Here is a 25,750-nt window from a genome sequence, read left to right as displayed (position 1 = left end):
TAGGATGGACGACATGGCCAAGACCAGTACGACGACCCAGGGGCTGCGAGCGGCGATCGAGCGCAGCGGCTACTACCCGGCCCTCGTGGCCGAGGCGGTGGAGGCCGCGATCGGCGGCGAGACCATCCGGTCGTACCTGGTCCACCAGGAGACGACGTTCGACGCGAACGAGGTGCGCCGGCACGTCACCGTGCTCGTCCTCACCGGCAACCGCTTCATCGTCAGCCACACCGACGAGCAGAACGCGGACACCACGTCCCCGACGCCGTACGCCACGACCTCGACGGAGTCGGTCAAGCTCGGCCGGATCTCGTCGGTGGTCGTCAGCCGCGTCGTCGCGAACCCCGAGTCGTACACGCCCGGCACGTTGCCCCGCGAGGTGGTCCTGACCATCGGCTGGGGCGCCGTCTCCCGCATCGACCTGGAGCCGGCCGCCTGCGGTGACCCCAACTGCGAGGCCGATCACGGCTACACGGGCAACTCGACAGCCGACGACCTGAGCCTGCGCGTCAGCGAGGCGGGGGACGGCCCGGAGACCGTCCGTCAGGCCCTGGCCTTCGCGCAGTCCCTCTCCGAGGCGACCGCGGACACCACCCGCTGATGGCCCTGCCCACCTGGGACCACCCGGAACCGCTCGCCATCGGCTCCGCGCCCGTCCCCGAGTACGGCGCCGGCTCGCTGGCCGATCTGCTGCCCACGCTCGCCGCGGGCATGTCCGTGCCCGGAGCGAGGGCCGCCATACCGGAGCTGGCCGCAGCCGACCGGAACTGCGTGTTCCTGATCGACGGACTCGGCTGGGAGCAGCTCAAGGCCCACCCGGACGAGGCACCCTTCATGACGTCGCTCCTGGCGTCCTCGCGGGGCGGCACAGGGCGTCCGATCACCGCGGGCTACCCCGCCACCACCGCGACCTCCCTCGCCTCCGTCGGCACCGGCCTGCCCCCTGGCGCGCACGGCCTGCCCGGCTACACCGCGCGCAACCCCGCCACCGGCGACCTGATGAACCAGCTCCGCTGGAACCCGTGGACCGATCCGCGCGCCTGGCAGCCCTACCCCACGATCTTCCAGCTGGCGGACGCGGCGGGTGTGCACACCGCCCAGGTCTCCTCGCCCACCTTCCAGAACACACCGCTGACGAAGATCGCGCTGAGCGGCGGGACCTTCCACGGCCGGTTGACCGGTGAGGAGCGCATGGACTTCGCGGCCGAGCAACTGGCCGCCGGGGACCGCTCCTTGGTCTACACGTACTACGCGGAGGTGGACGGCAAGGGTCACCGCTTCGGTGTCGACTCGGACCCGTGGCGCGGCCAGCTGATGTACGTCGACCGCCTGGTCCAGCGCCTCGCGGAGCAGCTGCCACCGCGCTCCGCGCTGTACGTCACCGCCGACCACGGCATGATCGACATCCCGTTCGACGAGCAGCACCGCATCGACTTCGACGAGGACTGGGAGCTGCGCGCCGGGGTCGCCCTGCTGGGCGGCGAGGGCCGTGCCCGCCATGTGTACGCGGTCCCGGGTGCCGAGGCGGACGTGCTGACCTGCTGGCGCGAGGTCCTCGGCGAGCAGTTCTGGATCGCCTCCCGGGACGAGGCGATCGAGGCGGGCTGGTTCGGCCCGCAGGTCGACGAGCGGGTGTACGGCCGGCTGGGCGACGTCATCGCGGCCGCCCGGGACGACGTCCTGATCATCGCGTCCGAGCGGGAGCCGAAGGAGTCGGCGATGGTCGGCAACCACGGTTCGATGACCCCCGTCGAGCAACTGGTGCCGCTCCTCGAAGTACGCTCCTGACGCCCTTCTCCCTGCCTCCGTTGCCGAAAGGTGCTCAACTCCCCATGCCCGAGCTGGTGTTCTTCTCCGGAACCATGGACTGCGGGAAGTCCACGCTGGCTCTCCAGATCGAGCACAACCGCTCGGCGCGGGGTCTGCAGGGCATGATCTTCACGCGCGACGACCGCGCGGGCGAGGGCAAGCTCTCCTCGCGTCTCGGCCTGGTCACCGATGCGGTCGAGGTGGCGGACGACCAGGACCTGTACGCCTACCTGGTCGACCACCTCTCCCAGGGCGGCCGGGCGGACTATGTGATCGCGGACGAGGCCCAGTTCCTGGCCCCCCGGCAGATCGACCAGCTGGCCCGCGTGGTGGACGACCTGGGCGTCGACGTCTTCGCCTTCGGGATCACCACGGACTTCCGCTCCAAGCTCTTCCCGGGCTCCCAGCGCCTCGTCGAACTGGCCGACCGGGTCGAGGTCCTCCAGGTGGAGGCCCTGTGCTGGTGCGGCGCCCGCGCCACGCACAACGCCCGCACCGTTGGCGGCGAGATGGTCCTCGAGGGCGCCCAGGTCGTCGTCGGCGACGTCAACCAGCCCGACGTCGGCTACGAGGTCCTGTGCCGCAGGCACCACCGTCGCCGTATGACGGCCGCCACGGCCCACGCGAGCGCCCTGTCACCGGACGTCCTGCCGATCGCCTCGGCCTGAGACCTGTTTCCCGGTCCGACACCCCGGCCCCGACGCCCTGGCGCCCGTCCCGGCGCCGGCCCATCGGGTACGCCGGCTCACCGCGTCACGTGACGGCATGGATCAGGGAGAACGTCGCGCCCTCCGGATCCGCCACGGTCGCCACACGGCCGTACGGGGAGTCGTGGGCCGGTCCGACGAGGTGCCCGCCGAGTTCCGTGACGCGGTGGACGGTCTCGTCCACTTCGGCGGCCTCGAAGTACGTCAGCCAGTGCGGCCCGCGGTCGCGGGGCAGGGTGTTCCCGACCCCGTGCACGCCCGCCACCGGGCGGCCGTCGATGTGCAGGGTCACGTAGTCGAAGTCGGGTGAGACGGCCGGCTCCAGTTCGTAGCCGAAGACCCCCTGGTAGAACTTGACGACACTCTGGGTGTCGCGCGTCACGAGCTCGTTCCACACCGGGGTGCCCGGCACGCCGGTGATCTCCGTGCCGGGGTGGGCCACCACCTGCCAGATGCCGAAGACGGCGCCCGACGTGTCGGAGGCGATCGCCAGACGGCCGGCCTCGGCCGCGTCGAGCGGTCCCACGCCCACGGTTCCGCCGCTGAGTCGTACCGTCTCGGCGGTCTGGTCCACGTCCGCCGACGCGAAGTACGGCGTCCAGGCGATGGGCAGGTGCCGGTCGGGCGGCAACTGGCCGATCCCGGCCACCTCGTGGCCGTCGAGCAGCGCTCGCGCGTAGGGGCCGAGCTGCGGTGGGCCAGGCTGGAACTCCCAGCCGAACAGCGCTCCGTAGAAGTCCTGGGTCGCGGCCATCTCATGCACCATCAGGCTCACCCAGCAGGGTGTGCCGGGCATGTGCCGAGCGTGCGTGGTGCCGTTCGGGCCGGCCGATTCCCGTGCCTCGGTCATCGTCACTCTCTTCTCGGCCCCTCGCGGTGGCCGGTCACCTTCCGCCTGCGAACACGCGTACTCAGTCGCGTGCGTGCACGCCCCGTGCCGATGTTCGCACCACCGGTCGTGCCGCGCGTCCCGGCCGCGCCGCCGTTCGGCGGCCCGCGACGGAAGGAAGCCCGATATGCCGTTTCTCATCCGTTTCGGAGTGATTGCCGCGTGGTGTCCATCGGTTGTACAGCATGTGCCCGATCCCATACGCCTGGTGATCGGACCTGTCCGGCGGAGCAGAGTAGCCGGACATGGACGACGCGGCCACCCCGTGCGCAAGGATGGTGGCCATGAACGCCATCATCACCGCACCCGAGCTCGCGAGCGACCTGGCGGGTCCGAACCCGCCGGTGCTCCTCGACATCCGCTGGCAGTTGGGCGGCCCCAACCTGCGCTCCGAGTACGAGAACGCGCACATCCCGGGTGCCGTCTTCGTCGATCTGGATTCCGAACTCGCTGGTCCGGCCGGTGCGGCGGGCCGCCATCCGCTCCCCGGCGCCGAGGTCTTCGGCGCTGCGATGCGGGCCGCGGGAGTGTCCGAGGACCGTGACGTGGTCGTGTACGACGGAGGGCAGGGCTGGGCCGCCGCGCGTGCCTGGTGGCTGCTCGGCTATTCGGGTCATCCGTCGGTACGCGTGCTTGACGGCGGGTTCGCCGCCTGGAGCGGTCCGGTGTCCTCGGAGGTCCCCTCGCCGGCGCCCGGAACGTTCGTACCGGCGCCCGGCGCCCGGCCGTTGCTCGACGCGGACGGGGCCGCCGCACTCGCCCGCACCGGACTGCTGCTCGATGCCCGCGCTGGTGAGCGGTACCGGGGCGAGGTCGAGCCGATCGATCCGGTCGGCGGGCACATCCCGGGCGCCGTCTCCGCGCCGACCGCCGAGAACGTCACGGAGGACGGACGGTTCCTGCCGTCGGCCGAACTCGCCGACCGCTTCAAGTCCCTCGGTGTGACGCCCACGTCCGAGGTCGGCGTCTACTGCGGCTCCGGTGTCTCGGGGGCCCATGAGGTGCTGGCCCTCGCCGTGGCGGGCATTCCCGCGGCTCTGTACGCGGGTTCGTGGTCGGAGTGGTCCCAGGACGGCGACCGTCCCGTCGCGGTGGGCCCCGACCCGCAGTGACAGCCCGGGGCGCCGGAGCCGCCGTACCGGGCGCGCCGGCCTGCCCCGCCGCCGGTTGCACCAGGACGGGGCCCGCACCGGATCGGCGCGGGCCCCGTCGTCGTACACCTGACTAGTCCTGCTTCTTCCGCCGTGTGCCGAAGACGATCTCGTCCCAGCTCGGGACCGCCGCTCTGCGGCCCGGGCGGACGCCGTCGGCCTCGGCCTGGCGGTCGGTCGCGCCGACCAGCCGGTCGCGATGGCTGCCGACCGAGCGGGGCATCAATACGTCCGCGTACGCGGAACCGGCACCTGCCGAGGCGGCGGGAGCCGGGGGCTCCTCCGCCTCGGGTTCGTCGGCGGGCTCCTCGGCGGGCCGCTCGGTGGTGGCGGGCCGCTCGGGGACCACCATGTCGCCCCGGAAGCTGGGCACGGCCTCCAGGAGGCTGGTCAGCGAGTCCCGGTCCTCGGCCTCCTCGGCCGGTTCCGGGGGCGGCGGGGGCAGGCTCGGCCGCTCCATCTGCCGGTCCAGGGCGCGGTCCAGCGGACGGTCGCGGGGCAGCCTGGCGATCCGCGGCACGAACGGGAAGCTCGGCTCGGGTGCCGCGAGGTCCTCGGACTCGCCGATCAGCGAGCGCGCCTCGTCGTCGACGGCCTGGACGAGCCGCCGGGGCGGGTCGTAGGTCCAGCTCGCGGCGTGCGGTTCACCCGCGACCCGGTAGACCAGCAGGACTTCCCAGGTGCCGTCGTCGCGGCGCCACGAGTCCCACTGGACGGTGTCCTTCTCGGCGCCCCGGATCAGCAGCCGCTCCTGGACGGCCTCGCCGAGCTGGGGTCCGGCGTTCTCTCCGGGGCGGCGGACGGGAGTCTTCCTGGCGCGCTCGGCCATGAAGGCGCGCTCGGCCAGCACGGGTCCCTCGAAGCGACGTACGCGATCGACGGGGATTCCGGCGAGCTGGGCGACTTCCTCCGCGGAGGCGCCGGCGCGTATACGCGCCTGGATGTCTCGGGGGCGGAGATGGCTCTCCACCTCGATCTCGATCTGGCCGAGGCGGGGACGGTCGCCGCGTACGGCGGCGCGCAGACGCTCGTCAATCGGAAGCGTGTACTCCGTACTGTCCGCAGCCTTCAGCACCAGCCGTGTGCCGTCGTTAGAGACGGCCACGACACGCAGTTCGGGCATGGGGACCTCCCGGGTGGTGCCTGCCGACGTCACGTGCGTCGCTGCTTCCGCTAGTCGAGTGTGGCCTGCCCGGGTGCAGCCTGCCACAACCTTGCCGAGTTGCCCGGCGTGTCGGGCACGGGCCCGGGGTCGCCGTTATGGCACGGTTACCTATTCGCAACGCTAAGTGACGAACTCCATCACCCTGTGCAACGAGCCCCCTCCCGGCGGTCCTGCAAGGCCCCGGACACCCTGGCGGGAGTCCGGACCCAGGGCTCGCAACAGTACTCCATTCGGGCCACTTGCGTGGATCGGCACGCCGCCCAACTTCGAGCGGGGGGTGGTAGTTGGCCGTTCCTGGCGCCCTTTCGGGGGTCATCGAACGTGGCGCACTTCACGTAATCGGCAGAAACGGAACTAATCGTTTCGCCCGTACGTCCCTTTCTCGTGCGATCGGTCGATCAAGTACGGGAAAGGCAGGCAAGGTCCGGGAATGCGTGAGAAGCCTGAAGTCGGCGGCGAGGAGCCGGGTGCCGACGTGGAGCCGAGGAAGAAGCGGGTGGACCTGAGCGTCCCTCAAGTCGCGGGCAGCGCGGTGGCAGCGGTGGTCGCCGCGAAACTCGCCTCGTACTTCGGCGTCTACGGGACGATCCTGGGCGCGGGACTGGTCAGCGCCATCGCCACCTGCGGGGGAACGCTCTTCCAGCACTTCTTCAGGCGTACCGGCGAACAGATACGTGACGTGAAGGTGCAGCCGAAACCGAAGCCCCGGCAGATGCCCGGTACCCCCGGCGAGTTCACCGAGGGGACCGTCTACCGCGCACGGGTCAGGAGCTGGAAGCGGCCGCTGGTCGCGACCGCCCTCGTCTTCGGCGTCACGATGGCCGGAATCACCACGTTCGAAATGGTCTCGGGGCGCAGTTTCAGCGGCGACGGCACGAGCACGACGGTCGGCGACGCCTTCAAGGGGCACAGCGCCGGCTCGGGAAGTCCGGAGCCCGGCACGGCACCCTCGACCGGGTCGTCGCCTTCCACGGCCCCGGCCGCTCCGGAGGAGTCCTCCCCGTCCACCGGCAGTGGCGGCTCGGGGGACCTGGGCGGCGGAAGCGGCGGGGACGCGACGGCGGACCCGACGCCCGGCGACGGCGCGTCCCCGGGACCGGATGCCGGGGGAGGCGCCCCGACTCCCGCACCCAGCGCGACCGCTACGACCCCAGAACCCTCCGCAAGTAGTCATTCGCAAAGCGCCGGTCCGGATCGAGCCGATCCCTCAGCGCCGTGAACTCGCCGAAGCGCGGGTAGACCTTGGTGAAGTACTCGGCGTCGCGCGTGTGCACCTTGCCCCAGTGCGGACGCCCCTCGTGCGCGGTGAAGATCCGCTCGGCCGCGGTGAAGTACGCCTGATAGGGGGTCCCCCTGAACATGTGGACGGCGATGTACGCGCTCTCCCGTCCGGACGCCGTGGACAGGGTGATGTCGTCGGCGGGCGCGGTCCGCACCTCCACGGGGAAGCTGACCCGCAGGGACGAGCGGTCGACCATCGACTTCAGTTCGCGGAGCGTCTCGACGAGGGCCTCGCGCGGCACGGCGTACTCCATCTCCACGAAACGCACGCGGCGCGGAGAGGTGAAGACCTCGTACGGAATGTCGGTGTAGGTGCGCGCGGACAGCGCGCGGCTGGAGAGTCTGGCGATCGACGGGATGGCGGCGGGCACGGCCCGGCCGAGCAGATTGGCCACCTGGAAGACGCCGTTGGAGAGGAACTCGTCCTCGATCCAGCCGCGGATCGGCCCCACCGGCTTCTCGGGGCCCGCGCTGCGGTTGTTGCGCTTGGTGTTGCAGTTGCCCGTGTGCGGGAACCAGTAGAACTCGAAGTGCTCGTTCTCGGTGAAGAGTTCCTCGAAGTCGGCGGTGACCCTGTCGAAGGTCATCGGCTCCTCGCGGGCCGTGAGCAGGAAGACGGGCTCCACGGAGAAGGTGATCGCGGTGACGATCCCCAGGGCGCCGATCCCTATTCGGGCCGCCGCGAAGACCTCCGGGTTCTCGTGCTCGGAACAGGACAGCACCGAGCCGTCCGCCGTCACCAGTTCGAGGCCCTTGATCTGCGCGGCGATCGAGGCCGAGTCGCGTCCGGTGCCGTGCGTTCCGGTGCTGGTCGCCCCCGAAACGGTCTGCTCCATGATGTCGCCCATGTTCGTGAGCGACAGCCCCTCACGCGCGAGCGCCATGTTGAGTCTCTTGAGCGGGGTGCCCGCCTCGACCGTGACCGTCATGGCCGCACGGTCGATCTTGCGGATGCCGGTCAACAGTTGAGGGCGGATCAATACGCCGTCGGTCGCGGCGGCCGCTGTGAAGGAGTGCCCGGTGCCGACGGCCTTCACCGTCAGGCCGTCCTCGGCCGCCTTCCGCACGGCGGCGGAGAGTTCGTCGACCGAGGCAGGGGTGACCTCCCGTACGGGACGGGCGGTGACGTTCCCCGCCCAGTTACGCCACGTGCCGCTCTTCCCGCTCACTGTGGTGCTCATGAGACCCTCCCCGCTGCGGAACCGGCCTGCTGAGCCGGCGATACCCGAGGAAACCGACCGCGACCGCGACGGCCCCGGACACCGCCGGAACCCCGTACCCGGCCTCGGCGCCGGCGGAGTCGATCACCCAGCCGGCCACGGAGGAGCCGAGCGCGACCCCGACCGCGAGTCCGGTGCTCACCCAGGTCATGCCTTCGGTCAGTTTCGCGCGAGGTACGTGCTGTTCGATGAGGGACATCGTCGTGATCATCGTGGGAGCGATGGAGAGGCCCGCAACGAACAGCGCCACGGCCAGGAACGGCAAGTTTCCGACCAGTAGGAGGGGGATCATACTCACGGCCATCGCGCATATGCCCAGCAGCCACCTGCGTTCGGGCGCCCCCTTGAAGTGCAGCAGCCCGAAGACGGCTCCCGCGAGGCAGGAGCCCGCCGCGTAGAGGGCCAGGACGATGCTCGCGGCACCCTTGTGGCCCTGCTCCTCGGCGAAGGCCACGGTGACCACGTCGACGGCTCCGAAGATCGTCCCGGTCGCCACGAACGTGGCCACCAGGACCTGGAGTCCGGCCGAGCGGAGCGCCGAACCCCCGGCGTGCTGCCCGCGCGGATGCGGCTCGGGCTCGGTGGCGCGCTGGGAGGTCAGCCAGAAGACCCCGGCCGCCAGGAAGCAGGCGGCGAGCAGCGGTCCGGCCTCCGGGAACCACACCGTGGACAGGCCGATGGAGATGATCGGCCCGAAGATGAAGCAGATCTCGTCCACCACGGACTCCAGGGAGTACGCGGTGTGCAGTTGCGGGGTGCCCCCGTAGAGAGCCGCCCAGCGGGCCCGGATCATCGCGCCGACGCTCGGGACGCAGCCGATGCCGGCCGCGCACACGAACAGCACCCAGTCCGGCCACTCGAAGTGCGCGGCGACCAGCAGTCCCGCGGCCGCCGTGAGCGCGAAGAGCGTCACCGGGCGCAGGACCCGCCGCTGTCCGTGCCGGTCCACCATCCGCGAGACCTGCGGACCCATCGCCGCGGCCGCCAGCGCGATGGTCGCCGACAAGGCGCCCGCGAGGCCGTACCGCCCGGTCAGCTGGGAGATCATCGTGACCACGCCGATGCCCATCATGGACAGCGGCATCCTGCCGAGCAGGCCCGCGGCGGAGAAGCCCTTGGAGCCTGGGGCGGCGAACAGGGCGCGGTACGGGCTGGGCACGGGGGTCTCCGTCGGCTCGGCTCGGCCCCACCCGGTCACCACGGGCGGCCCGAACTTCTGTAAGGCGTGAAGCTGGCCGATACAGCTTACGGGTTAGGTGACCCTAAACGCACGCCTCCGTGCCTCTCTCAGCCCGCCCCGCGCACGCCCTCACACCCGCCCGAGCGCATGACCCGACACCCGCCGATCCGTGCGTCCCCGCCGTCGCCGCCTCCCTCACCGACCCGCCGTTTCTCGCATGTCACCGGCGGGTGGCAGGATCGGACGCATGCCAGAAGCGCTCGATGCCACCCCCTACGACGCCTTGCTCCTGCTCTCGTTCGGCGGTCCCGAAGGCCGGGACGAAGTGGTCCCGTTCCTGGAGAACGTGACGCGGGGCAGGGGTATCCCCAAGGAACGGCTCAAGGAGGTGGGGCAGCACTACTTCCTGTTCGACGGGATCAGCCCCATCAACGACCAGAACCGCGCCCTGCTCGACGCGCTGCGCAAGGACTTCGCGGAGCACGGACTGGATCTGCCGGTCTACTGGGGCAACCGGAACTGGGCGCCGTACCTGACCGACACGCTGCGCGAGATGGTCGCCGACGGGCGGCGCCGGATCCTCGTGCTGGCCACCAGCGCGTACGCCTCGTACTCGGGCTGCCGGCAGTACCGCGAGGACCTGGCCGGGGCGCTGGCCATGCTGGAGGGGGAGGGGCTGGAGCCGCCGAGGATCGACAAGCTGCGGCACTACTTCAACCATCCGGGGTTCGTCGAGCCGATGGTCGAGGGTGTTCTGCGGTCGCTGGCGGAGCTGCCCGAGGAGGTCCGTGCCGACGCGCATCTGACCTTCACCACGCACTCGATCCCGGTCGCCGCGGCGGACACCTCCGGCCCGGTCGAGGGGCACGGTGACGGCGGCGCGTACGTCCGGCAGCATCTGGACGTGGCCCGGCTGGTCGCGGAGGCGGTGCGGGAGCGGACCGGGACCGCCCACCCGTGGAAGCTCGTCTACCAGTCGCGCTCCGGGGCCCCGCACATTCCGTGGCTGGAGCCGGACATCTGCGACCACCTGGAGGAGCTGCACGGATCCGGGGTGGCGGCGGCGGTGATGGTGCCGATCGGATTCGTCTCGGACCACATGGAGGTCCTGTACGACCTCGACACCGAGGCGACCGCGAAGGCGGCGGAGCTGGGTCTGCCGGTGCGCCGTTCGGCCACGGTGGGCTCCGATCCCCGCTTCGCCGCGGCAGTCCGTGACCTGGTGCTGGAGCGCGCCGCGGCCGGGAGCGCCCGACGGGTGACACCGTGTGCCCTGGGCGCGCTGGGCGCGAGTCATGACCTGTGCCCGGTGGGCTGCTGTCCGGCCCGTACGCCCAAGCCCGCCGCCGCGGGCGCCGACAGCCCCTACGCATGAGGAGCCCCGTGACCGAGCCTCTGCACACCGAACTGCTCCAGCTCGCACACGAGGCCGCCCGCCGCGCGGGCGCGCTGCTGCGCGACGGCCGACCGGCGGACCTCGCGGTCGCCGCGACCAAGTCCAGCCCGATCGACGTCGTCACCGAGATGGACATCGCCGCCGAGAAGCTGATCACCACGCTGATCGCCGAGCACCGCCCCCGCGACGGTTTCCTCGGCGAGGAGGGCTCCACCAGCGAGGGCACCAGCGGCATCCGCTGGATCGTCGACCCGCTCGACGGCACGGTCAACTACCTGTACGGGCTGCCGACCTGGGCGGTGTCCATCGCGGCCGAGCAGGACGGCGAGACCGTCGTGGGCGTCGTGGCGGCACCGATGCGCGGTGAGACGTACCACGCGGTGCGCGGCCGGGGCGCCCGGGCCACCGGCGCCTGGGTCGGCGAACGCCGGCTGGCCTGCCGCCCGTCGCCGCCCCTCGACCAGGCCCTCGTCTCGACCGGTTTCAACTACGTGACCGAGGTCAAGACCCATCAGGCGGACGTGGCCCAGCGGCTGATCCCGCTGGTGCGCGACATCCGGCGCTCCGGCTCGGCCGCGATCGACCTGTGCGACGTCGCGGCCGGCCGCCTCGACGGCTACTACGAGCGGGGCCTGCACCCCTGGGACCTCGCGGCGGGGGACCTGATCGCCCGTGAAGCGGGCGCGGTGACCGGTGGACGCCCCGGAGAGCGCCCCACAGGCGAACTCGCGGTGGCGGCCTCTCCTGGCGTCTTCCAGCCCCTCCAGGGGCTACTGGAGGACCTCGGGGCCTGGCACGACTGACGGCGGCCGGCGGAAGGCGTACAGCGGTCGGCGGAAGAAGGCGAGAGCGGCCGGCGGAAGACGGAAGACGACAGAAACGGAGCGGGGCCCCGGTACTGGATCGATACCGAGGCCCCGCTCTCGTACGTGCTGATCAGACGCGCGTCGCGCCGACCTCCACACCGTGCTCGGCGGCGAGGCGGTGCAGGTCGTCCAGCTCGGCCTGCTCGACCTCCGCGAGGAAGTCGTCACCTGTTTCGCGAGCCCGCGTCAGGTCGGACTCGGTCGCCCTTATGCGCTGCAGAAGTCCTGCGGTGAATGCGTCCATGCTGCGCCCCCTCGTCCTGGGTCGTGGGTCGGGTGGCACGGGGGTGTGCCGATCGGAAGGGGCGATCACGTCTCTGTCGGGTGCCCAGCGCTGCCCAGGCTGGGCGGCGACGGTGCCGGACACCCACGCCCGCTCTGCGGAAGCGGTTGGACGTACCACAAGGTGGCTTGCCACATGCAGAGCGTGATCGCGGGGTGTAAAGCCGTCCTCCCCCCGCTCTCTTCCGTGGAAACCTCAACCCGGCGAGAAAATCTGGCATTCCCGGCCCCCTGGACGGGCTTACCTGGCGCCTGCACCGTCTTACAGCCGGTTTACGGCCGAAAAGGGCAGGATGGAGCTCTCATCCGTGACAGACCTGCCCGCGTGGTGCCCTGAAGCGTGCCCCGCCGGTGGACAGAGGAAGGACTAGCGACGTGCGCGTACTCGTCGTCGAGGACGAGCAACTGCTCGCCGATGCGGTGGCCACCGGACTGCGCCGGGAGGCCATGGCCGTCGACGTCGTGTACGACGGCGCCGCCGCGCTGGAGCGCATCGGGGTCAACGACTATGACGTGGTCGTCCTCGACCGGGACCTCCCGCTCGTGCACGGCGACGACGTCTGCCGCAAGATCGTCGAGCTCGGCCTGCCCACGCGCGTGCTGATGCTGACCGCGTCCGGCGACGTCAGCGACCGTGTCGAGGGCCTGGAGATCGGCGCCGACGACTACCTCCCCAAGCCGTTCGCGTTCAGCGAGCTGACCGCACGCGTGCGTGCCCTCGGACGTCGTACGAGCGTGCCGCTGCCGCCGGTCCTGGAGCGCGCGGGGATCAAGCTCGACCCCAACCGCCGCGAGGTCTTCCGCGACGGCAAGGAGGTCCAGCTCGCCCCCAAGGAGTTCGCCGTCCTGGAGGTGCTGCTGCGCAGCGAGGGCGCCGTCGTCTCCGCGGAGCAGCTCCTGGAGAAGGCCTGGGACGAGAACACGGACCCGTTCACCAACGTCGTGCGCGTGACCGTCATGACGCTGCGCCGCAAGCTCGGCGAGCCGGCCGTGATCGTCACCGTGCCCGGCTCCGGCTACAGGATCTGATCCCGTCGTGGCCACCACCCCCGCGCCGCCCACGGCGCCTCCGAAGCCCACCTGGGACCCGCAGCCGGAGCCCCCGTTCCCGTGGCTGCGTCCGACCATCCGCATACGCCTCACGCTGCTCTACGGCGGCATGTTCCTGATCGCCGGCATCCTGCTGTTGTCGATCATCTACCTGCTCGCGGCACAGGCGCTGAACGTGGGCAGCGAGCTCCCCTTCAAGATCGTTTCGGGGCAGGTCGGCAGCAGCACCTGCAACCTCCCGTCGCGTTCCTCGTCGGACGAGATCAACAAGGCGCTCTACGACTGCGTGAACCAGCAGCGCCAGCACGCCTTGGACGACCTGCTCAGCCGCTCGCTGCTGGCCCTGCTCGGTCTCGCGATCATCGCCTTCGCGTTCGGCTTCGCGATGGCCGGACGCGTCCTCTCGCCGCTCGGCCACATCACCCGCACCGCGCGTGCGGTGGCCGGCTCCGACCTGTCCCGGCGGATCAAGCTGGACGGCCCGGACGACGAATTGAAGGAGCTCGCGGACACCTTCGACGACATGCTGGAGCGGTTGCAGCGGGCCTTCACCGCCCAGCAGCGGTTCGTCGGGAACGCCTCGCACGAACTGCGGACGCCGCTCGCGATCAATCGCACCCTCCTGGAGGTGCACCTCTCGGGACCGGGGGTGCCGACGGAGATGCAACAGCTGGGCAAGACGCTGCTCGCCACGAACGAGCGCAGTGAGCAGCTCGTCGAGGGGCTGCTGCTGCTCGCCCGCAGCGACAACCAGATCGTCGAGCGCAAACCCGTGGACCTCGCCGAGGTCGCCTCGCAGGCCATCGACCAGGTGCACGCCGAGGCGGAGGCCAAGGGCGTGAAGATCCGCGGGCAGCGGGCTCCGGTGGTCGTCCAGGGCAACGGCGTCCTCCTGGAGCGGATCGCGCTGAACCTCGTCCAGAACGCCGTCCGGTACAACCTGCCGAAGGACGGCTGGGTCGAGGTCACGACCGAGGTGCAGCACGGCCGGGCGGTCCTGGAGGTGTCGAACACGGGACCGATGGTTCCCGCGTACGAGGTCGACAATCTTTTCGAGCCCTTCCGGCGGCTGCGTACGGAGCGCACGGGCAGCGACAAGGGCGTGGGCCTCGGCCTGTCGATCGCCCGGTCGGTGGCCCGCGCGCACGGAGGTCACATCGTCGCTCAGCCCCGAGATGGGGGTGGGCTCGTGATGCGCGTCACCCTTCCCATCTGAGACCATGTCGCGGACACGCGAGGATGTTCGCTTTGCGCGGAATTTTCTGGTCACCCTCTCGAGTGACCCGTGTGTGATCGATCACAAGGGCGATATTGGGCCCATCCACTCTCCGTGATCATGCAAGCTGTCGGAAAGCCGGGAAAATCCGGGTTTTCGGGGGTCTTGATCACGGGAAGTACACGGTGGGACGCCTTTGAAGTGCGGCCCCAGGACCGTGTACGGTCCGCATCGCCATCCAAGCCGATCACTCTTGATGAGTCCGGTTGGGTGTCGATTGAGTAACAGACCTTGATGTGAGGCAAAATCTCCGCCTCGGGTCGGGCACAAGTCCGGCCTCTCACGCGTTACGTGCGCTGGAGACACCGAAGACACCCAGAGGGGGAGAGCGACAATGGCAACGGATTACGACACCCCACGCAAGACCGACGACGACGTCGACTCGGACAGCCTTGAAGAACTGAAGGCTCGCCGGAACGACAAATCGACTTCGTCCGTCGATGTAGATGAGTTCGAGGCCGCAGAAGGCCTGGAGCTGCCCGGCGCGGACCTCTCGAACGAGGAGCTGGCCGTCCGGGTGCTGCCCAAGCAGCAGGACGAGTTCACTTGCATGAGCTGCTTCCTGGTGCACCACCGCAGCCAGCTGGCCCGCGAGAAGAACGGTCAGCCGATCTGCCGCGACTGCGACTGAGGCAGGGTCGGCCGTGACTGGCTCGGCCTTTCCTTGGAAGCGCCGCCTGCCCTCCGGGGCGGCGGACGAAGGGCCCTACGAGGGCCCTGAAGGCGTGCGTGACGACGAGCGGGGCTCTTCCGAACAGGGATCAGCCTCGCTCGACCGAGCGGGCGCCACAGACGGCCTGACGGCCTCCACGGACACTCCCGCGCCCGCCCCCAGGCGTCGCGCGGCGGTTGTCCGGGCGGGGGTCACGAAAGGCGTCCACACGAGCGGCGTGCGGGTCAGGTCGGGCCTGGCGTACGTCGTCGACCGCGTCATCGACATCGCCCCGCGGGTTCCCGTCCGGGACCTCGCCACTCTCCGCAAGCAGTTCCCGGGCCTCGGCCCCGAACAGCTCGCGGACAAACTCGTCGCGGGCGCCGCCGCCGCGACGTCCACCGTCGGCGCCGGGATCGGCGCCGCCGCGATGCTGCCGGTGCCGCCCGCCATGCCCACGGAGCTGGCGGCCGAGATCACCGCCGTCGCCGCGATCGAGCTCAAGCTGGTCGCCGAACTCCACGAGGTCTACGGCCTGCGACCGCCGGGCAACCTCAAGCAGCGCAGTACCGCGTATCTGCACTCCTGGTCGGGCGAGCGCGGCATCGACGTGGCCAAGCCCGTGACGATCAACGCCGCGCTGGGCGGCCAGATGAAGCGCGAGCTGCGCCAGCAGATCATGAAGAGAACGATTCGGGACCTGCCCAACCTGATCCCGTTCATGGTCGGCGCGGCGGTCGGGGCGGTGATGAACCGCCGCGACACCAAGCGCGTGGCGGGGCACATCCGCAAGGACCTGCGCAAGATGCAGGTGCCGTGGGAAGCGCTCCCGGAGCTGCCGCCCCTGGAGAAGCCGACGGATCCGCTGCGGATCGGGGAGATCCCCCGAGACCTGGGGAGCTGAGGCCGCTCGCGCCGCCGGCACCCGCTGTCGGCTGTCCGCACTCGGCGGACCGTCGCCTTCGTCGTGCCCGGGTCCGGCACCGCAGGACGGCGACCGGCACCGCAGGACGGCGAAAGGGCCGGAGCCCGGCCCGGCTCCGGACGGTCGCTGCGCGCCACCTCTCCGGTGCGCCCGGCTGTCGCGTGGTTCCGTGGGAGAAGTGCAGCCGGTGACGGTGTGACGCCCCGCGGTCACGTCGCCCCGCAGTCGCGACGCCCGGCCGGGAGGTCGCGCTCGGTGGGCGGAGGATCGCGCTCAGGTGATGCGACGACGCGGTGAGGTGCCGTGCCCACGCATCCCGGCAGGGCGCGCTCTGCGCCCTGCGACCTGATCCGAGCGGCAGTCCCTAGCTGTCCGCGGGCTGGGCCGCAGCCCGTGCCGCCTCCAGGGCGGCCACCAGGCGCTCCGGCTCCCGCGTCGACAGATACAGGTAGGGCGTCGGGTCCGCCGGATCCGTGACCTGGACGCGCAGCGCCGTGGGGATGTACGAGCGCAGCAGCATGAACGCGCGGGTGTCGGCCTTGTGCGTGCGCCAGGCGCGTGCCTCCTCCTGGTCCAGGATCTCCGTGTCACCGAGGGCCGTGACCGGGATCCGGGCGTCGCCCGCGATCAGCGAGTCACCGACCACGCGGATGCGGATCGACCCGTACGCGCTCGCCGCGACCGCCGCGACCGCGGTGCCTCCGACCAGCGCACCCAGCGTCGGCAGGGTGCCGAACGGGAGGAAGACCAGGGCCATCGCGAGCCCGACCAGGAAGCTGATCGCCCACCACGACCGGGGTGCGGTGAGGCGTTCTTCGTACGGGGAGGCGGAGAGCTGCATGAAGCCAAGCTTGGCACGGTGCGAAGACTTGGTGGACTCGCGGGTAAGGTCAGCGGCTGTGAGTGGTACTTCCGCAGCTCTGACGCCTCCCGCCGACGCCGTCGCGCCGGTGCGGCACCCCGACGCGCCCGCCCCCGGAGAGCTCCTCGGAGCACACTACGAACAGTGTTTCGGGTGCGGTGGGGGGCAGCCCCACGGACTCCATCTGGAGGCCCGCGCGGGCGACGGCGTTCGGATCACGGCGGAGTTCACCGTACGGCCGGTCCATCAGGGCGCCCCCGGTCTCGCGCACGGCGGCGTCCTCGCCACCGCGCTCGACGAGACCCTCGGCTCCCTGAACTGGCTGCTGCGGACGATCGCCGTGACGGGACGCCTGGAGACCGACTTCCGCCGCCCCGTGCCCGTCGGCACCGTGCTGTATCTGGAGGCCGAGGTCACCGCGGTGGCCGGCCGGAAGATCTTCTGCACCGCCACCGGGCGGATCGGCGGCCCCGACGGGCCCGTCGCCGTCCACGCCGACGCCCTCTTCGTCGAGGTGAAGGTCGACCACTTCATCGACAACGGCCGCCCGGAGGAGATCCGGGCCGCCATGAACGACCCGGACCAGATCCGGCGAGCCCGTGCCTTCGAGGTGAACCCGTGACCCGCAATCCCGGGGCCCGTGAGCCCCGTCAAGACGTCGACGTGCTGATCAGGCGCGTCGACCCGGACGTCCCCCTTCCCGAGTACGCGCACCCCGGTGACGCGGGAGCCGATCTGCGCACCACCGAGAGCCGCGAGCTGAAGCCCGGTGAACGGGCCGTGCTGCCGACGGGAGTGTCCATCGCGCTGCCCGAGGGGTACGCGGCCTTCGTGCACCCGCGTTCCGGCCTCGCCGCCCGCTGCGGCGTCGCTCTGGTGAATGCCCCGGGGACGGTTGATGCCGGGTACCGTGGGGAGATCAAGGTGATCGTGGTGAATCTCGACCCGCACGAGTCGGTGCGGTTCGAGCGCTTCGACCGGATTGCTCAACTGGTCGTCCAGCAAGTCGAGAAGGTTCGCTTCCATGAGGTCGCGGAGCTTCCCGACTCGGCGCGGGCCGCAGGGGGCTTCGGGTCCACCGGCGGTCATGCCGCCGTGGACAGCACAACGGGTGGGAATCGATACGCTTCGGTCGTATCCGACCGGGAAGGACAGTGACGTGTTCGGACGTCGCAAGAAGGGCAGTGCCGCCGAGGACGCGGCGGGCGAGGCCGAGCAGGTCGTCGACGGCGTCGACACTGAGGCGGACGAGGAGCGCGAGCGCGTGAGGCTCGAACCCGAGCCGCGCCCCGATGGGCCCTGGGACAGCACTGAGGTCCGTGACCCCGCCGAGGGCCGCGTGGACCTGGGCGGTCTTTTCGTGCCCGGAGTCGACGGCATGGAGCTGCGGGTCGAGGTCGCGGGCGACGCGATCGTCGCGGCGACCGTCGTCCTCAACGACAGTGCCGTGCAGCTCCAGGCCTTCGCCGCTCCCAAGCGCGAGGGCATCTGGGGCGAGGTACGCGAGGAGATCGCCTCCGGGATCACCCAGCAGGGCGGTGTCATCGACGAGGTCGAGGGCCCTCTGGGCTGGGAGCTGCGGGCGCAGGTACCGGTACAGCTGCCGGACGGCACGGGCGGTTTCCAGGTCGTGCGGTTCGTCGGCGTGGACGGCCCCCGCTGGTTCCTGCGCGGAGTGATCTCCGGGCAGGGTGCGGTGCAGCCGCAGGCCGCGGGTCTGCTGGAGCAGATCTTCCGGGACACGGTCGTCGTCCGTGGTGAGGGCCCGATGGCCCCCCGCGATCCGATCGTCCTGAAGCTGCCGAACGACGCGCAGATGGTCCCCGAGGGTGTTCAGCAGGAAGAGCAGGGTGGCTCCCGCTTCTCCGGCGGCATGGGACAGCTGCAGCGCGGACCGGAGATCACCGAAGTCCGCTAGTCGGACATCGACTGGTCGGACATCAGCTGGTCGGACATCAGGTGGGCCGCACCCCCAGGGGTGCGGCCCTTTCCTGTGTCCGCCGGCTTCCTTTCCGGCGCGCCGGTCCGCGCTCTCCGGCGGACTGGTTCGCGAGGGCGGCCCGTCCCGGCCGGGTTCTTGTACGTGAACAGCAGTTGAGCAGCGGGTCTTTCTTCAGGCCTTGACGGAAGCCTGGTCCATACCTATGGTCACCGGCCAGCGCACGTGTTCAGCATCCCATGTGTAGTTCACATACAAGAACGGATGGCTCTGCATGTCCGACACCCCCACTCGGCATCGCCGCAGACGGCGCCCTGCCCTCCTCGTCACCGTCGCCGCCGCGACCGCCGCGCTCGTGGGCACTCTCCTGTCCTGGCCCGGCGCGCACCCGGCCGACGCGGCGCCCGCCGCCTTCGTCCATCCCGGAGTCACAGTCTCCAAGGGCCAGTTGGACTTCGCCCGCACCAAGGTCCTGGCCGGCGCCCAGCCCTGGAAGGGTGCCTACGACCAGATGTTGGCGAGCAAGTACGCCTCGCTCACGCGCACCCCCACACCCCGCGCGACCGTCGAGTGCGGCTCGTACTCCAACCCCAACTACGGCTGCACGGACGAGCGCGAGGACGCGATAGCCGCGTACACCGACGCCCTCGCCTGGTACATCACGCGCGACGAGCGGTACGCGAAGAAGTCGATCGAGCTGATGGACGCCTGGTCGGCGGTGATCAAGGACCACACCAACAGCAACGCGCCCCTGCAGACCGGCTGGGCGGGCTCCTCCTGGCCCAAGGCCGCCGAGATCATCAAGTACACGTACACCGGCACCTGGACGAACTCCGGCCGCTTCGCGACCATGCTGCGCGACGTGTACCTCCCCGAGATCATCAACGGCTCCAATTCCAACGGGAACTGGGAGCTGTCGATGATGGAGGCCGCGGTCGGCATCTCCGTCTTCCTGGAGGACAAGACGTCGTACGACAAGGCCATGGCGAAGTTCCGGACGCGTACGGCGGCGTACGTCTACCTCTCCACCGACGGCTCCGTGCCGAAGACCGTACCGAGCCAGAACCTCGACACCACCGCGAAGATCGTCAGCTACTGGCAGGGGCAGTCCACCTTCGTCACCGGGCTCACCCAGGAGACCTGCCGCGACTTCACCCACACCGGATACGGCATTTCGGCCATCTCGCACATCGCCGAGACCAGCCGTATCCAGGGGCAGGACCTGTACGGCACCGATGTCGGCGAACGGCTGCGCCAGGCGCTCGGCTTCCAGTCGAAGTACCAGCTGGGCACGGCGGCGCCGAGCTGGCTGTGCGGCGGCTCGCTGAGCCTCGGGCTCGGACCGGTCACCGAGGTCGGCCACAACGCCCTGCACAATCGCCTGGGCATCGCGATGACCAACACCCAGACGCTCACCCTGCAGAACCGCCCGGCGGGCAGCAACAACCTGTTCGTGGCGTGGGAGACGCTGACGCACGGCGACAATCCCGCGTGAACCGAAACAGGGGTCCCGTCCGATGAGCCATTGAGGGACCGGGCGTCCGGTCGCGATACTGACGCCCGGTCCACGGGGGATCACGGGGAGGGAACAGAACATGAGCCAGGTCGTCACCGGTACCGACACCATGGTGCGCGTCGAGAACGTCCATCGTTCGTACGGCACCGGAGCCGCCGCCGTCCACGCGCTGCGCGGTGTCTCCTTCGACGTTCCGCGGGGAGAACTCGTCGCCCTCAAGGGGCGCTCCGGATCGGGCAAGACCACGCTGCTCAATCTCGTCGGCGGGCTCGACGAACCGGACGGGGGACGCGTCCTCATCGACGGCCTCGACCTCTCGGCCCTCGACGAGAACGGTCTGCTGGGCCTGCGCCGCGACCGCATCGGCTTCGTCTTCCAGTCCTTCGGGCTCATCCCCATCCTCACCGCCGCGGAGAACGTCGGGGTCCCGCTGCGGCTGCGCCGGGCCGAAGCACGCGAGCGCGAGGAGCGCGTCGAGCTGCTGCTCTCCCTTGTCGGCCTCGCCGACCACGCTGCCCAGCGGCCCGGGGAGCTCTCCGGCGGTCAGCAGCAGCGTGTGGCCATAGCCCGCGCCCTCGCCAACAACCCCGCACTGCTCATAGCCGACGAGCCCACCGGCCAGCTGGACGCGGAGACCGGCCACGCCGTGATGGAGCTGCTGCGCGCCGTCGTCCGCAGCGAGCGGGTGACGGCGCTGGTCGCCACCCACGACGCGACCCTGCTCGACCTGGCCGACCGCGTGCTGGAGCTGAGCGACGGGGAGATCGTCGAACACTGAGGCCGCGGGGCGGCGCGGGGCCCGTGTGAGGTGGCGCTGGGCCGAGCGAAGTCGCGCGAGGTCGTGGCGGCATCAGGGTTGCGTCAAAGACGTCCCCCGAGCGGCTCCTCGCCCCTTTCGCCGGGATTCCTGGCCGTAAGGTCGACGCTGCGTACACAGCGGTGACAGGAAGACAATAGGGCTCATGGGACGCGGCAAGCTTCGGATCTACCTCGGTGCGGCACCGGGCGTCGGCAAGACGTACGCGATGCTCTCCGAGGCGCACCGTCGCGTCGAACGCGGGACGGACTGCGTGGTGGCGTTCGTCGAGCACCATCACCGGCCGCGCACCGAGGTGATGCTCCACGGTCTGGAGCAGGTGCCCCGCAGGGAGCTGGAGTACCGGGGCGGCCTCTTCACCGAGATGGACGTCGACGCCGTACTGCAGCGCGCCCCCGCCGTCGCCCTGGTGGACGAACTGGCGCACACCAACGTGCCCGGCTCCCGCAACGACAAGCGCTGGCAGGACGTGGAGGAGCTGCTCGCCGCCGGCATAGACGTCGTCTCCACCGTCAACATCCAGCACCTGGAGTCACTCGGCGATGTCGTCGAGTCGATAACGGGCGTACGGCAGCGCGAGACCGTGCCGGACGAGGTGGTGCGACGGGCGGACCAGATCGAGCTGGTCGACATGTCGCCGCCCGCGCTGCGCCGCCGGATGGCCCACGGCAACATCTACAAGTCCGACAAGGTCGACGCGGCCCTGTCCAACTACTTCCGGCCGGGCAATCTCACGGCCCTGCGCGAGCTCGCCCTGCTGTGGGTCGCCGACCGGGTCGACGAATACCTGACCGAGTACCGCAGCGAGCACCGGGTCTCCAAGATCTGGGGCTCCCGGGAGCGGATCGTCGTCGGGCTGACCGGCGGCCCGGAGGGGCGGACGCTGATCCGGCGGGCCGCGCGGCTCGCCGAGAAGGGCGCGGGCGGCGAGGTCATGGCCGTCTACATCGCCCGCAGCGACGGGCTCACCTCCGCCTCCCCGAAGGAACTGGCCGTCCAGCGCACCCTGGCCGAGGACCTCGGCGGCACCTTCCACCATGTGGTCGGGGACGACATACCCGCCTCCCTCCTGGACTTCGCACGCGGCGTCAACGCCACCCAGATCGTGCTCGGCTCCTCCCGCCGCAAGACCTGGCAGTACATCTTCGGTCCGGGTGTCGGCGCCACGGTCGCCCGGGAATCCGGCCCCGACCTGGACGTCCACATCGTCACCCACGAAGAAGTCGCCAAGGGGCGCGGCCTGCCGGTGGCTCGCGGGGCGCGGCTCGGGCGTTCCCGGATCATCTGGGGCTGGCTCGTCGGGGTGGGCGGTCCGGTGGTGCTGGCGCTGCTGCTGAACACCATCGATCTCGGCCTCGCCAACGACATGCTGCTGTTCCTGGCGGTGACCGTCGCGGCGGCCCTGCTCGGCGGTCTCCTGCCGGCCCTCGCCTCGGCGGCCTTCGGCTCCCTGCTGCTGAACTACTTCTACACACCGCCCCTGCACCGGCTGACGATCGCCGATCCGAAGAACATCGTCGCCATCGTGATCTTCGTGGGCGTCGCCGTCTCCGTGGCGTCGGTGGTGGACCTCGCGGCCCGCCGCACCCACCAGGCGGCGCGGCTGCGGGCCGAATCGGAGATCCTCTCCTTCCTGGCGGGCAGCGTGCTGCGCGGCGAGACCAGCCTGGAGGCCTTGCTGGAGCGCGTCCGGGAGACCTTCGGGATGGAGTCGGTCGCGCTCCTGGAGCGCGTGAGCGACGTCGACCCGTGGACGTGCGCGGGCAGCGTCGGACCGGCCCCTTCACTCCGCCCGGACGCCGCCGACGTCGACATGCCGGTCGGCGACCACATGGCGCTCGCCCTGTCCGGACGGGTGCTGCCCGCCTCCGACCGCAGGGTGCTGGCCGCGTTCGCCGCGCAGGCCGCGGTGGTCCTGGACCGGCAGCGCCTCCAGCACGAGGCCGACCAGGCCAAGGAACTGGCCGAGGGCAACCGCATCCGCACCGCGCTGCTGGCAGCCGTCAGCCACGACCTGCGCACCCCGCTCGCCGGTATCAAGGCGTCGGTGTCGTCCCTGCGCTCCGACGACGTGGCCTGGTCCGAGGAGGACCGGGCCGAACTCCTCGAAGGCATCGAGGACGGCGCCGACCGCCTCGACCACCTGGTGGGCAACCTGCTGGACATGTCCCGGCTCCAGACCGGCACCGTCGCCCCGCTGATCCGCGAGATCGACCTCGACGAGGTCGTCCCGATGGCGCTCGGGGGCGTCCCCGAGGACAGCGTGGACCTGGAGATCCCGGAAATCCTGCCGATGGTCGCCGTCGACGCCGGGCTCCTGGAGCGCGCCGTCGCCAACCTCGTCGAGAACGCCGTCAAGTACAGCCCCCTCGACGAACGGGTCCTGGTCGCGGCGAGCGCCATCGCCGACCGCGTGGAGGTACGCGTCGTGGACCGCGGTCCCGGCGTCCCGGACGACGCCAAGGACCGTATATTCGCGCCCTTCCAGCGCTACGGGGACGCCCCGCGCGGCACCGGCGTGGGCCTCGGCCTCGCGGTCGCCCGCGGCTTCGCCGAGGCGATGGGCGGCACCCTCAACGCCGAGGACACCCCCGGCGGCGGACTCACCATGGTGCTCACGGTGCGGGCGGTGGACCGCCGGTCCGACCCGGCCGCCCGACCAGCAGTCGCAGAAAGGCAGGCCTCATGACCCGGGTCCTCGTGGTCGACGACGAGCCGCAGATCACCCGAGCCCTCGTGATCAACCTGAAGGCACGCAAGTACGAGGTGGACGCGGCCCCCGACGGGGCCACCGCGCTCCAGCTCGCCGCCGCCCGCCACCCCGACGTCGTCGTGCTCGACCTCGGCCTGCCCGACATGGACGGCGTCGAGGTGATCAAGGGGCTGCGCGGCTGGACCCGGGTGCCGATCCTGGTGCTGTCCGCCCGGCACTCCTCCGACGAGAAGGTCGAGGCGCTCGACGCGGGCGCCGACGACTACGTCACCAAGCCCTTCGGCATGGACGAACTGCTCGCACGGCTGCGCGCCGCCGTCCGCCGCGCGGAGCCCACCGGGGGCGGCGAGGACGACGTGATCGTGGAGACCGCGGGGTTCACCGTCGACCTGGCGGCGAAGAAGGTGCACCGGGACGGGCGGGACGTCCGCCTCACCCCCACGGAGTGGCATCTGCTGGAGGTCCTGGTCCGCAACACGGGCCGCCTGGTCAGCCAGAAGCAGCTGCTCCAGGAGGTGTGGGGGCCGTCGTACGGGACGGAGACGAACTACCTGCGGGTCTACATGGCCCAGCTGCGCCGCAAGCTGGAGGCGGACCCCTCGCACCCCAAGCACTTCATCACCGAGCCGGGGATGGGCTACCGGTTCGAACGGTGACGTGCGTCATCCGTCCGGGGCGCGGCGCCCGCGCGGTCCGAGCGACGCACGGGGGAGTGGTCCGGGTGATGCGTGCGGAGGGGCCCGAGTGACGGCGCGTGCCCCGCGTTCGAGGGGCGGCGCGACCGCCGGATCGCGGGGGAGCCGGCCCCGGTTCGGGTAGTGGTGCCGCGGGTACGTAGGTGTCAGAGCCCCCCGGTACGCTTTCGGTATGAGTGCTGTTCCTCGTTCCGAAAAGCCGGCGGGCCGGTTCCGGCGCATGATGGACCGGCTCTCCTCGTCCCAGGAGGACCTGGAATCCGAGGAGCTGCGGGAGGACACCGACACCGCGGGCTGTACCCGCATCGGTGACTGCCACGACCGGCAGATCGTCACGGTTACTGGTACCTTGCGCACGGTCACTCTGCGGCCGCGGGCCGGTGTGCCGGCTCTGGAGGCCGAACTGTTCGACGGCTCGGCCGCCCTGGACGTGGTCTGGCTCGGCCGCCGCTCCATCATCGGCATCGAGCCCGGGCGCAAGCTGATCGCATCGGGCCGCATCTCGATGAGCCGGGGCCGTAGGGTGTTGTTCAATCCGAAATACGAACTCAGACCGCTCGGACGGGAGTAGCCGGTGACGTCGCTCGACAAGCCGACCGAAGACGCCCAGCAGGATTCCAGGGCGGTGACCGAGGCCGCACTATTCGAGGCCTTCGGCGGCGTGCGCGGCATGGTCGAGACCGTGATGCCCGGCCTGCTCTTCGTCACCATCTTCACGATCAACAAGGACCTGCACTGGGCGGCGATCGCCGCCCTCGCCGTCTCCCTGCTGCTCGTCGTGGTCCGCCTGGTGCGGCGCGACACCGTGAAGCACGCCTTCAGCGGTGTCTTCGGCGTCGCCTTCGGCGTGGTCTTCGCGATGATGACGGGCAACGCGAAGGACTTCTACCTGCCGGGCATGCTCTACACGCTCGGCCTCGCCGTCGCCTACATCGTCACGACCCTCGTGGGTGTCCCGCTGATCGGCCTGATCCTCGGCCCGGTCTTCAAGGAGAACCTCTCCTGGCGCACCCGCAACCCCGGCCGGAAGAAGGCGTACGCCAAGGCCAGTTGGGCCTGGGGCCTGATCCTGCTCGCCAAGTGCGCGGTGCTCTTCCCGTTGTACTGGTGGGCCGACACCACCCAGTTCGGCTGGGTCCTGATCGCCCTCAAGATCCCGCCGTTCCTGCTCGCCGTCTGGCTCACCTGGGTCTTCCTGGCCAAGGCGCCGCCGCCCATCGACGTGTTCGCGGAGATGGAGGCCGAGGAGCAGGCGGAGAAGGAGCGCAAGGCCGCCCTCGCGAAGGAGCGCGGCGAGACCCCGGCCCCGGCCCGGCACCGCCGCGAGGCGTAGGGCCCTCGGCCGGACGGCACGGAGGG

26 protein-coding genes are annotated in these 25,750 nt (G+C 70.7%); 20 read left to right on the top strand and 6 right to left on the bottom strand.

Translation table 11 applies throughout. The features are described 5' to 3' along the window. The first annotated feature begins 13 nt into the window (after nucleotides 1–13). Genes OOK38_RS04030 through OOK38_RS04020 form a run of 3 tightly spaced genes read left to right on the top strand, consistent with a single transcriptional unit; the run spans nucleotide 14 to nucleotide 2,477 of the window. Entirely contained in the window at nucleotides 14–601 is a 588-nt protein-coding gene (locus OOK38_RS04030) for a DUF5998 family protein (RefSeq protein ID WP_266763448.1), read from the top strand. Continuing rightward, entirely contained in the window at nucleotides 601–1,788 is a 1,188-nt protein-coding gene (locus tag OOK38_RS04025) for an alkaline phosphatase family protein (RefSeq protein WP_266848115.1), read from the top strand. The genes OOK38_RS04030 and OOK38_RS04025 overlap by 1 nt, the downstream gene beginning before the upstream one ends. 44 nt (nucleotides 1,789–1,832) lie before the next feature. Beyond that, nucleotides 1,833–2,477: a thymidine kinase gene (locus OOK38_RS04020; protein ID WP_266763450.1), complete on the top strand. Its 645-nt coding sequence runs from the start codon at nucleotides 1,833–1,835 to the stop codon at nucleotides 2,475–2,477. A gap of 85 nt (nucleotides 2,478–2,562) precedes the next feature. On the opposite strand, the gene OOK38_RS04015 is transcribed toward OOK38_RS04020, so the two are convergent. Then, nucleotides 2,563–3,366 carry a VOC family protein gene (locus OOK38_RS04015; protein WP_266763451.1) on the bottom strand — a complete coding sequence of 268 codons (804 nt, stop codon included), beginning with the start codon at nucleotides 3,364–3,366 and terminating at the stop codon, nucleotides 2,563–2,565. Between the two features lie 323 nt (nucleotides 3,367–3,689). Here OOK38_RS04015 and OOK38_RS04010 point away from each other — a divergent pair, with 323 nt between their 5' ends. Beyond that, nucleotides 3,690–4,517: a sulfurtransferase gene (locus OOK38_RS04010; protein ID WP_266848113.1), complete on the top strand. Its 828-nt coding sequence runs from the start codon at nucleotides 3,690–3,692 to the stop codon at nucleotides 4,515–4,517. Between the two features lie 112 nt (nucleotides 4,518–4,629). On the opposite strand, the gene sepH is transcribed toward OOK38_RS04010, so the two are convergent. Then, entirely contained in the window at nucleotides 4,630–5,712 is a 1,083-nt protein-coding gene (gene sepH / locus OOK38_RS04005) for a septation protein SepH (protein WP_266763453.1), read from the bottom strand. Nucleotides 5,713–6,151: 439 nt separating this feature from the next. Between sepH and OOK38_RS04000 the strand changes: the two genes are divergently transcribed. Further along, nucleotides 6,152–6,940, top strand: coding sequence for a hypothetical protein (locus OOK38_RS04000; protein WP_266763454.1), 789 nt, complete (start codon nucleotides 6,152–6,154; stop codon nucleotides 6,938–6,940). Here OOK38_RS04000 and OOK38_RS03995 read toward each other — a convergent pair. Next, nucleotides 6,864–8,183 carry a D-arabinono-1,4-lactone oxidase gene (locus OOK38_RS03995; protein WP_266848112.1) on the bottom strand — a complete coding sequence of 440 codons (1,320 nt, stop codon included), beginning with the start codon at nucleotides 8,181–8,183 and terminating at the stop codon, nucleotides 6,864–6,866. The two genes, OOK38_RS04000 and OOK38_RS03995, sit on opposite strands and share 77 nt — an antisense overlap. Beyond that, the gene (locus OOK38_RS03990; RefSeq protein WP_266763456.1) at nucleotides 8,143–9,381 is read right to left on the bottom strand and encodes an MFS transporter; all 1,239 of its coding nucleotides are present in this window, start codon (nucleotides 9,379–9,381) and stop codon (nucleotides 8,143–8,145) included. The genes OOK38_RS03995 and OOK38_RS03990 overlap by 41 nt, the downstream gene beginning before the upstream one ends. A gap of 268 nt (nucleotides 9,382–9,649) precedes the next feature. Here OOK38_RS03990 and OOK38_RS03985 point away from each other — a divergent pair, with 268 nt between their 5' ends. Together OOK38_RS03985 and OOK38_RS03980 are read left to right on the top strand one after the other, a co-directional pair. Further along, nucleotides 9,650–10,777, top strand: coding sequence for a ferrochelatase (locus OOK38_RS03985; protein WP_266848110.1), 1,128 nt, complete (start codon nucleotides 9,650–9,652; stop codon nucleotides 10,775–10,777). 8 nt (nucleotides 10,778–10,785) lie between these two features. After that, nucleotides 10,786–11,601, top strand: coding sequence for an inositol monophosphatase family protein (locus OOK38_RS03980; RefSeq protein WP_266848108.1), 816 nt, complete (start codon nucleotides 10,786–10,788; stop codon nucleotides 11,599–11,601). A 133-nt stretch (nucleotides 11,602–11,734) separates the two neighbouring features. Here the strand turns inward: OOK38_RS03980 and OOK38_RS03975 are convergent, their stop codons facing one another. Then, a complete protein-coding gene (locus OOK38_RS03975; RefSeq protein WP_167459062.1) occupies nucleotides 11,735–11,908 on the bottom strand; it encodes a hypothetical protein in 174 nt (57 codons plus the stop codon). A 413-nt stretch (nucleotides 11,909–12,321) separates the two neighbouring features. Here OOK38_RS03975 and OOK38_RS03970 point away from each other — a divergent pair, with 413 nt between their 5' ends. The 4 genes from OOK38_RS03970 (at nucleotide 12,322) to OOK38_RS03955 (ending at nucleotide 15,828) form a co-directional block, all read left to right on the top strand. Then, complete coding sequence (locus tag OOK38_RS03970; RefSeq protein WP_266763459.1) at nucleotides 12,322–12,975, top strand: response regulator transcription factor; 654 nt, start codon at nucleotides 12,322–12,324, stop codon at nucleotides 12,973–12,975. A 7-nt stretch (nucleotides 12,976–12,982) separates the two neighbouring features. Beyond that, nucleotides 12,983–14,212: a HAMP domain-containing sensor histidine kinase gene (locus tag OOK38_RS03965; RefSeq protein ID WP_266763460.1), complete on the top strand. Its 1,230-nt coding sequence runs from the start codon at nucleotides 12,983–12,985 to the stop codon at nucleotides 14,210–14,212. A 394-nt stretch (nucleotides 14,213–14,606) separates the two neighbouring features. Beyond that, nucleotides 14,607–14,903 (top strand): DUF4193 domain-containing protein, encoded by a 297-nt coding sequence (locus tag OOK38_RS03960; protein WP_003997302.1) that lies wholly within the window; start codon nucleotides 14,607–14,609, stop codon nucleotides 14,901–14,903. A gap of 13 nt (nucleotides 14,904–14,916) precedes the next feature. After that, nucleotides 14,917–15,828 (top strand): hypothetical protein, encoded by a 912-nt coding sequence (locus tag OOK38_RS03955; protein ID WP_266848106.1) that lies wholly within the window; start codon nucleotides 14,917–14,919, stop codon nucleotides 15,826–15,828. Nucleotides 15,829–16,213: 385 nt separating this feature from the next. Here the strand turns inward: OOK38_RS03955 and OOK38_RS03950 are convergent, their stop codons facing one another. Next, nucleotides 16,214–16,690: a DUF3093 domain-containing protein gene (locus OOK38_RS03950; protein ID WP_266848104.1), complete on the bottom strand. Its 477-nt coding sequence runs from the start codon at nucleotides 16,688–16,690 to the stop codon at nucleotides 16,214–16,216. A 58-nt stretch (nucleotides 16,691–16,748) separates the two neighbouring features. Here OOK38_RS03950 and OOK38_RS03945 point away from each other — a divergent pair, with 58 nt between their 5' ends. From OOK38_RS03945 to OOK38_RS03905, 9 genes are all read left to right on the top strand, one after another. After that, a complete protein-coding gene (locus OOK38_RS03945; protein ID WP_266848103.1) occupies nucleotides 16,749–17,333 on the top strand; it encodes a PaaI family thioesterase in 585 nt (194 codons plus the stop codon). Beyond that, complete coding sequence (gene dut, locus OOK38_RS03940) at nucleotides 17,330–17,869, top strand: dUTP diphosphatase (protein ID WP_266763464.1); 540 nt, start codon at nucleotides 17,330–17,332, stop codon at nucleotides 17,867–17,869. Before OOK38_RS03945 ends, dut begins: the two co-directional genes overlap by 4 nt. A 1-nt stretch (nucleotide 17,870) precedes the next feature. Beyond that, nucleotides 17,871–18,629 carry a DUF3710 domain-containing protein gene (locus tag OOK38_RS03935; RefSeq protein ID WP_266763465.1) on the top strand — a complete coding sequence of 253 codons (759 nt, stop codon included), beginning with the start codon at nucleotides 17,871–17,873 and terminating at the stop codon, nucleotides 18,627–18,629. Nucleotides 18,630–18,924: 295 nt separating this feature from the next. Then, nucleotides 18,925–20,145 carry an alginate lyase family protein gene (locus OOK38_RS03930; RefSeq protein ID WP_266848101.1) on the top strand — a complete coding sequence of 407 codons (1,221 nt, stop codon included), beginning with the start codon at nucleotides 18,925–18,927 and terminating at the stop codon, nucleotides 20,143–20,145. Nucleotides 20,146–20,245: 100 nt separating this feature from the next. After that, nucleotides 20,246–20,944: an ABC transporter ATP-binding protein gene (locus OOK38_RS03925; RefSeq protein ID WP_266848099.1), complete on the top strand. Its 699-nt coding sequence runs from the start codon at nucleotides 20,246–20,248 to the stop codon at nucleotides 20,942–20,944. A gap of 184 nt (nucleotides 20,945–21,128) precedes the next feature. After that, nucleotides 21,129–23,672 carry an ATP-binding protein gene (locus tag OOK38_RS03920; RefSeq protein WP_266763468.1) on the top strand — a complete coding sequence of 848 codons (2,544 nt, stop codon included), beginning with the start codon at nucleotides 21,129–21,131 and terminating at the stop codon, nucleotides 23,670–23,672. Further along, nucleotides 23,669–24,352: a response regulator gene (locus OOK38_RS03915; RefSeq protein WP_266763469.1), complete on the top strand. Its 684-nt coding sequence runs from the start codon at nucleotides 23,669–23,671 to the stop codon at nucleotides 24,350–24,352. The genes OOK38_RS03920 and OOK38_RS03915 overlap by 4 nt, the downstream gene beginning before the upstream one ends. Before the next feature lie 211 nt (nucleotides 24,353–24,563). Further along, on the top strand, nucleotides 24,564–24,962 hold the full coding sequence (locus OOK38_RS03910; protein ID WP_266763470.1) for an OB-fold nucleic acid binding domain-containing protein: 399 nt from the start codon (nucleotides 24,564–24,566) through the stop codon (nucleotides 24,960–24,962). Between the two features lie 3 nt (nucleotides 24,963–24,965). Continuing rightward, the gene (locus tag OOK38_RS03905; RefSeq protein ID WP_266763471.1) at nucleotides 24,966–25,724 is read left to right on the top strand and encodes a DUF3159 domain-containing protein; all 759 of its coding nucleotides are present in this window, start codon (nucleotides 24,966–24,968) and stop codon (nucleotides 25,722–25,724) included. Nucleotides 25,725–25,750: the final 26 nt, after the last annotated feature.

The sequence above is a fragment of the Streptomyces sp. NBC_00568 genome, assembly GCF_026341855.1.
Lineage (GTDB): Bacteria > Actinomycetota > Actinomycetes > Streptomycetales > Streptomycetaceae > Streptomyces.
Note: the sequence above shows the minus strand (reverse complement) of the source record. Positions and strands in the feature narration are given on the sequence as shown.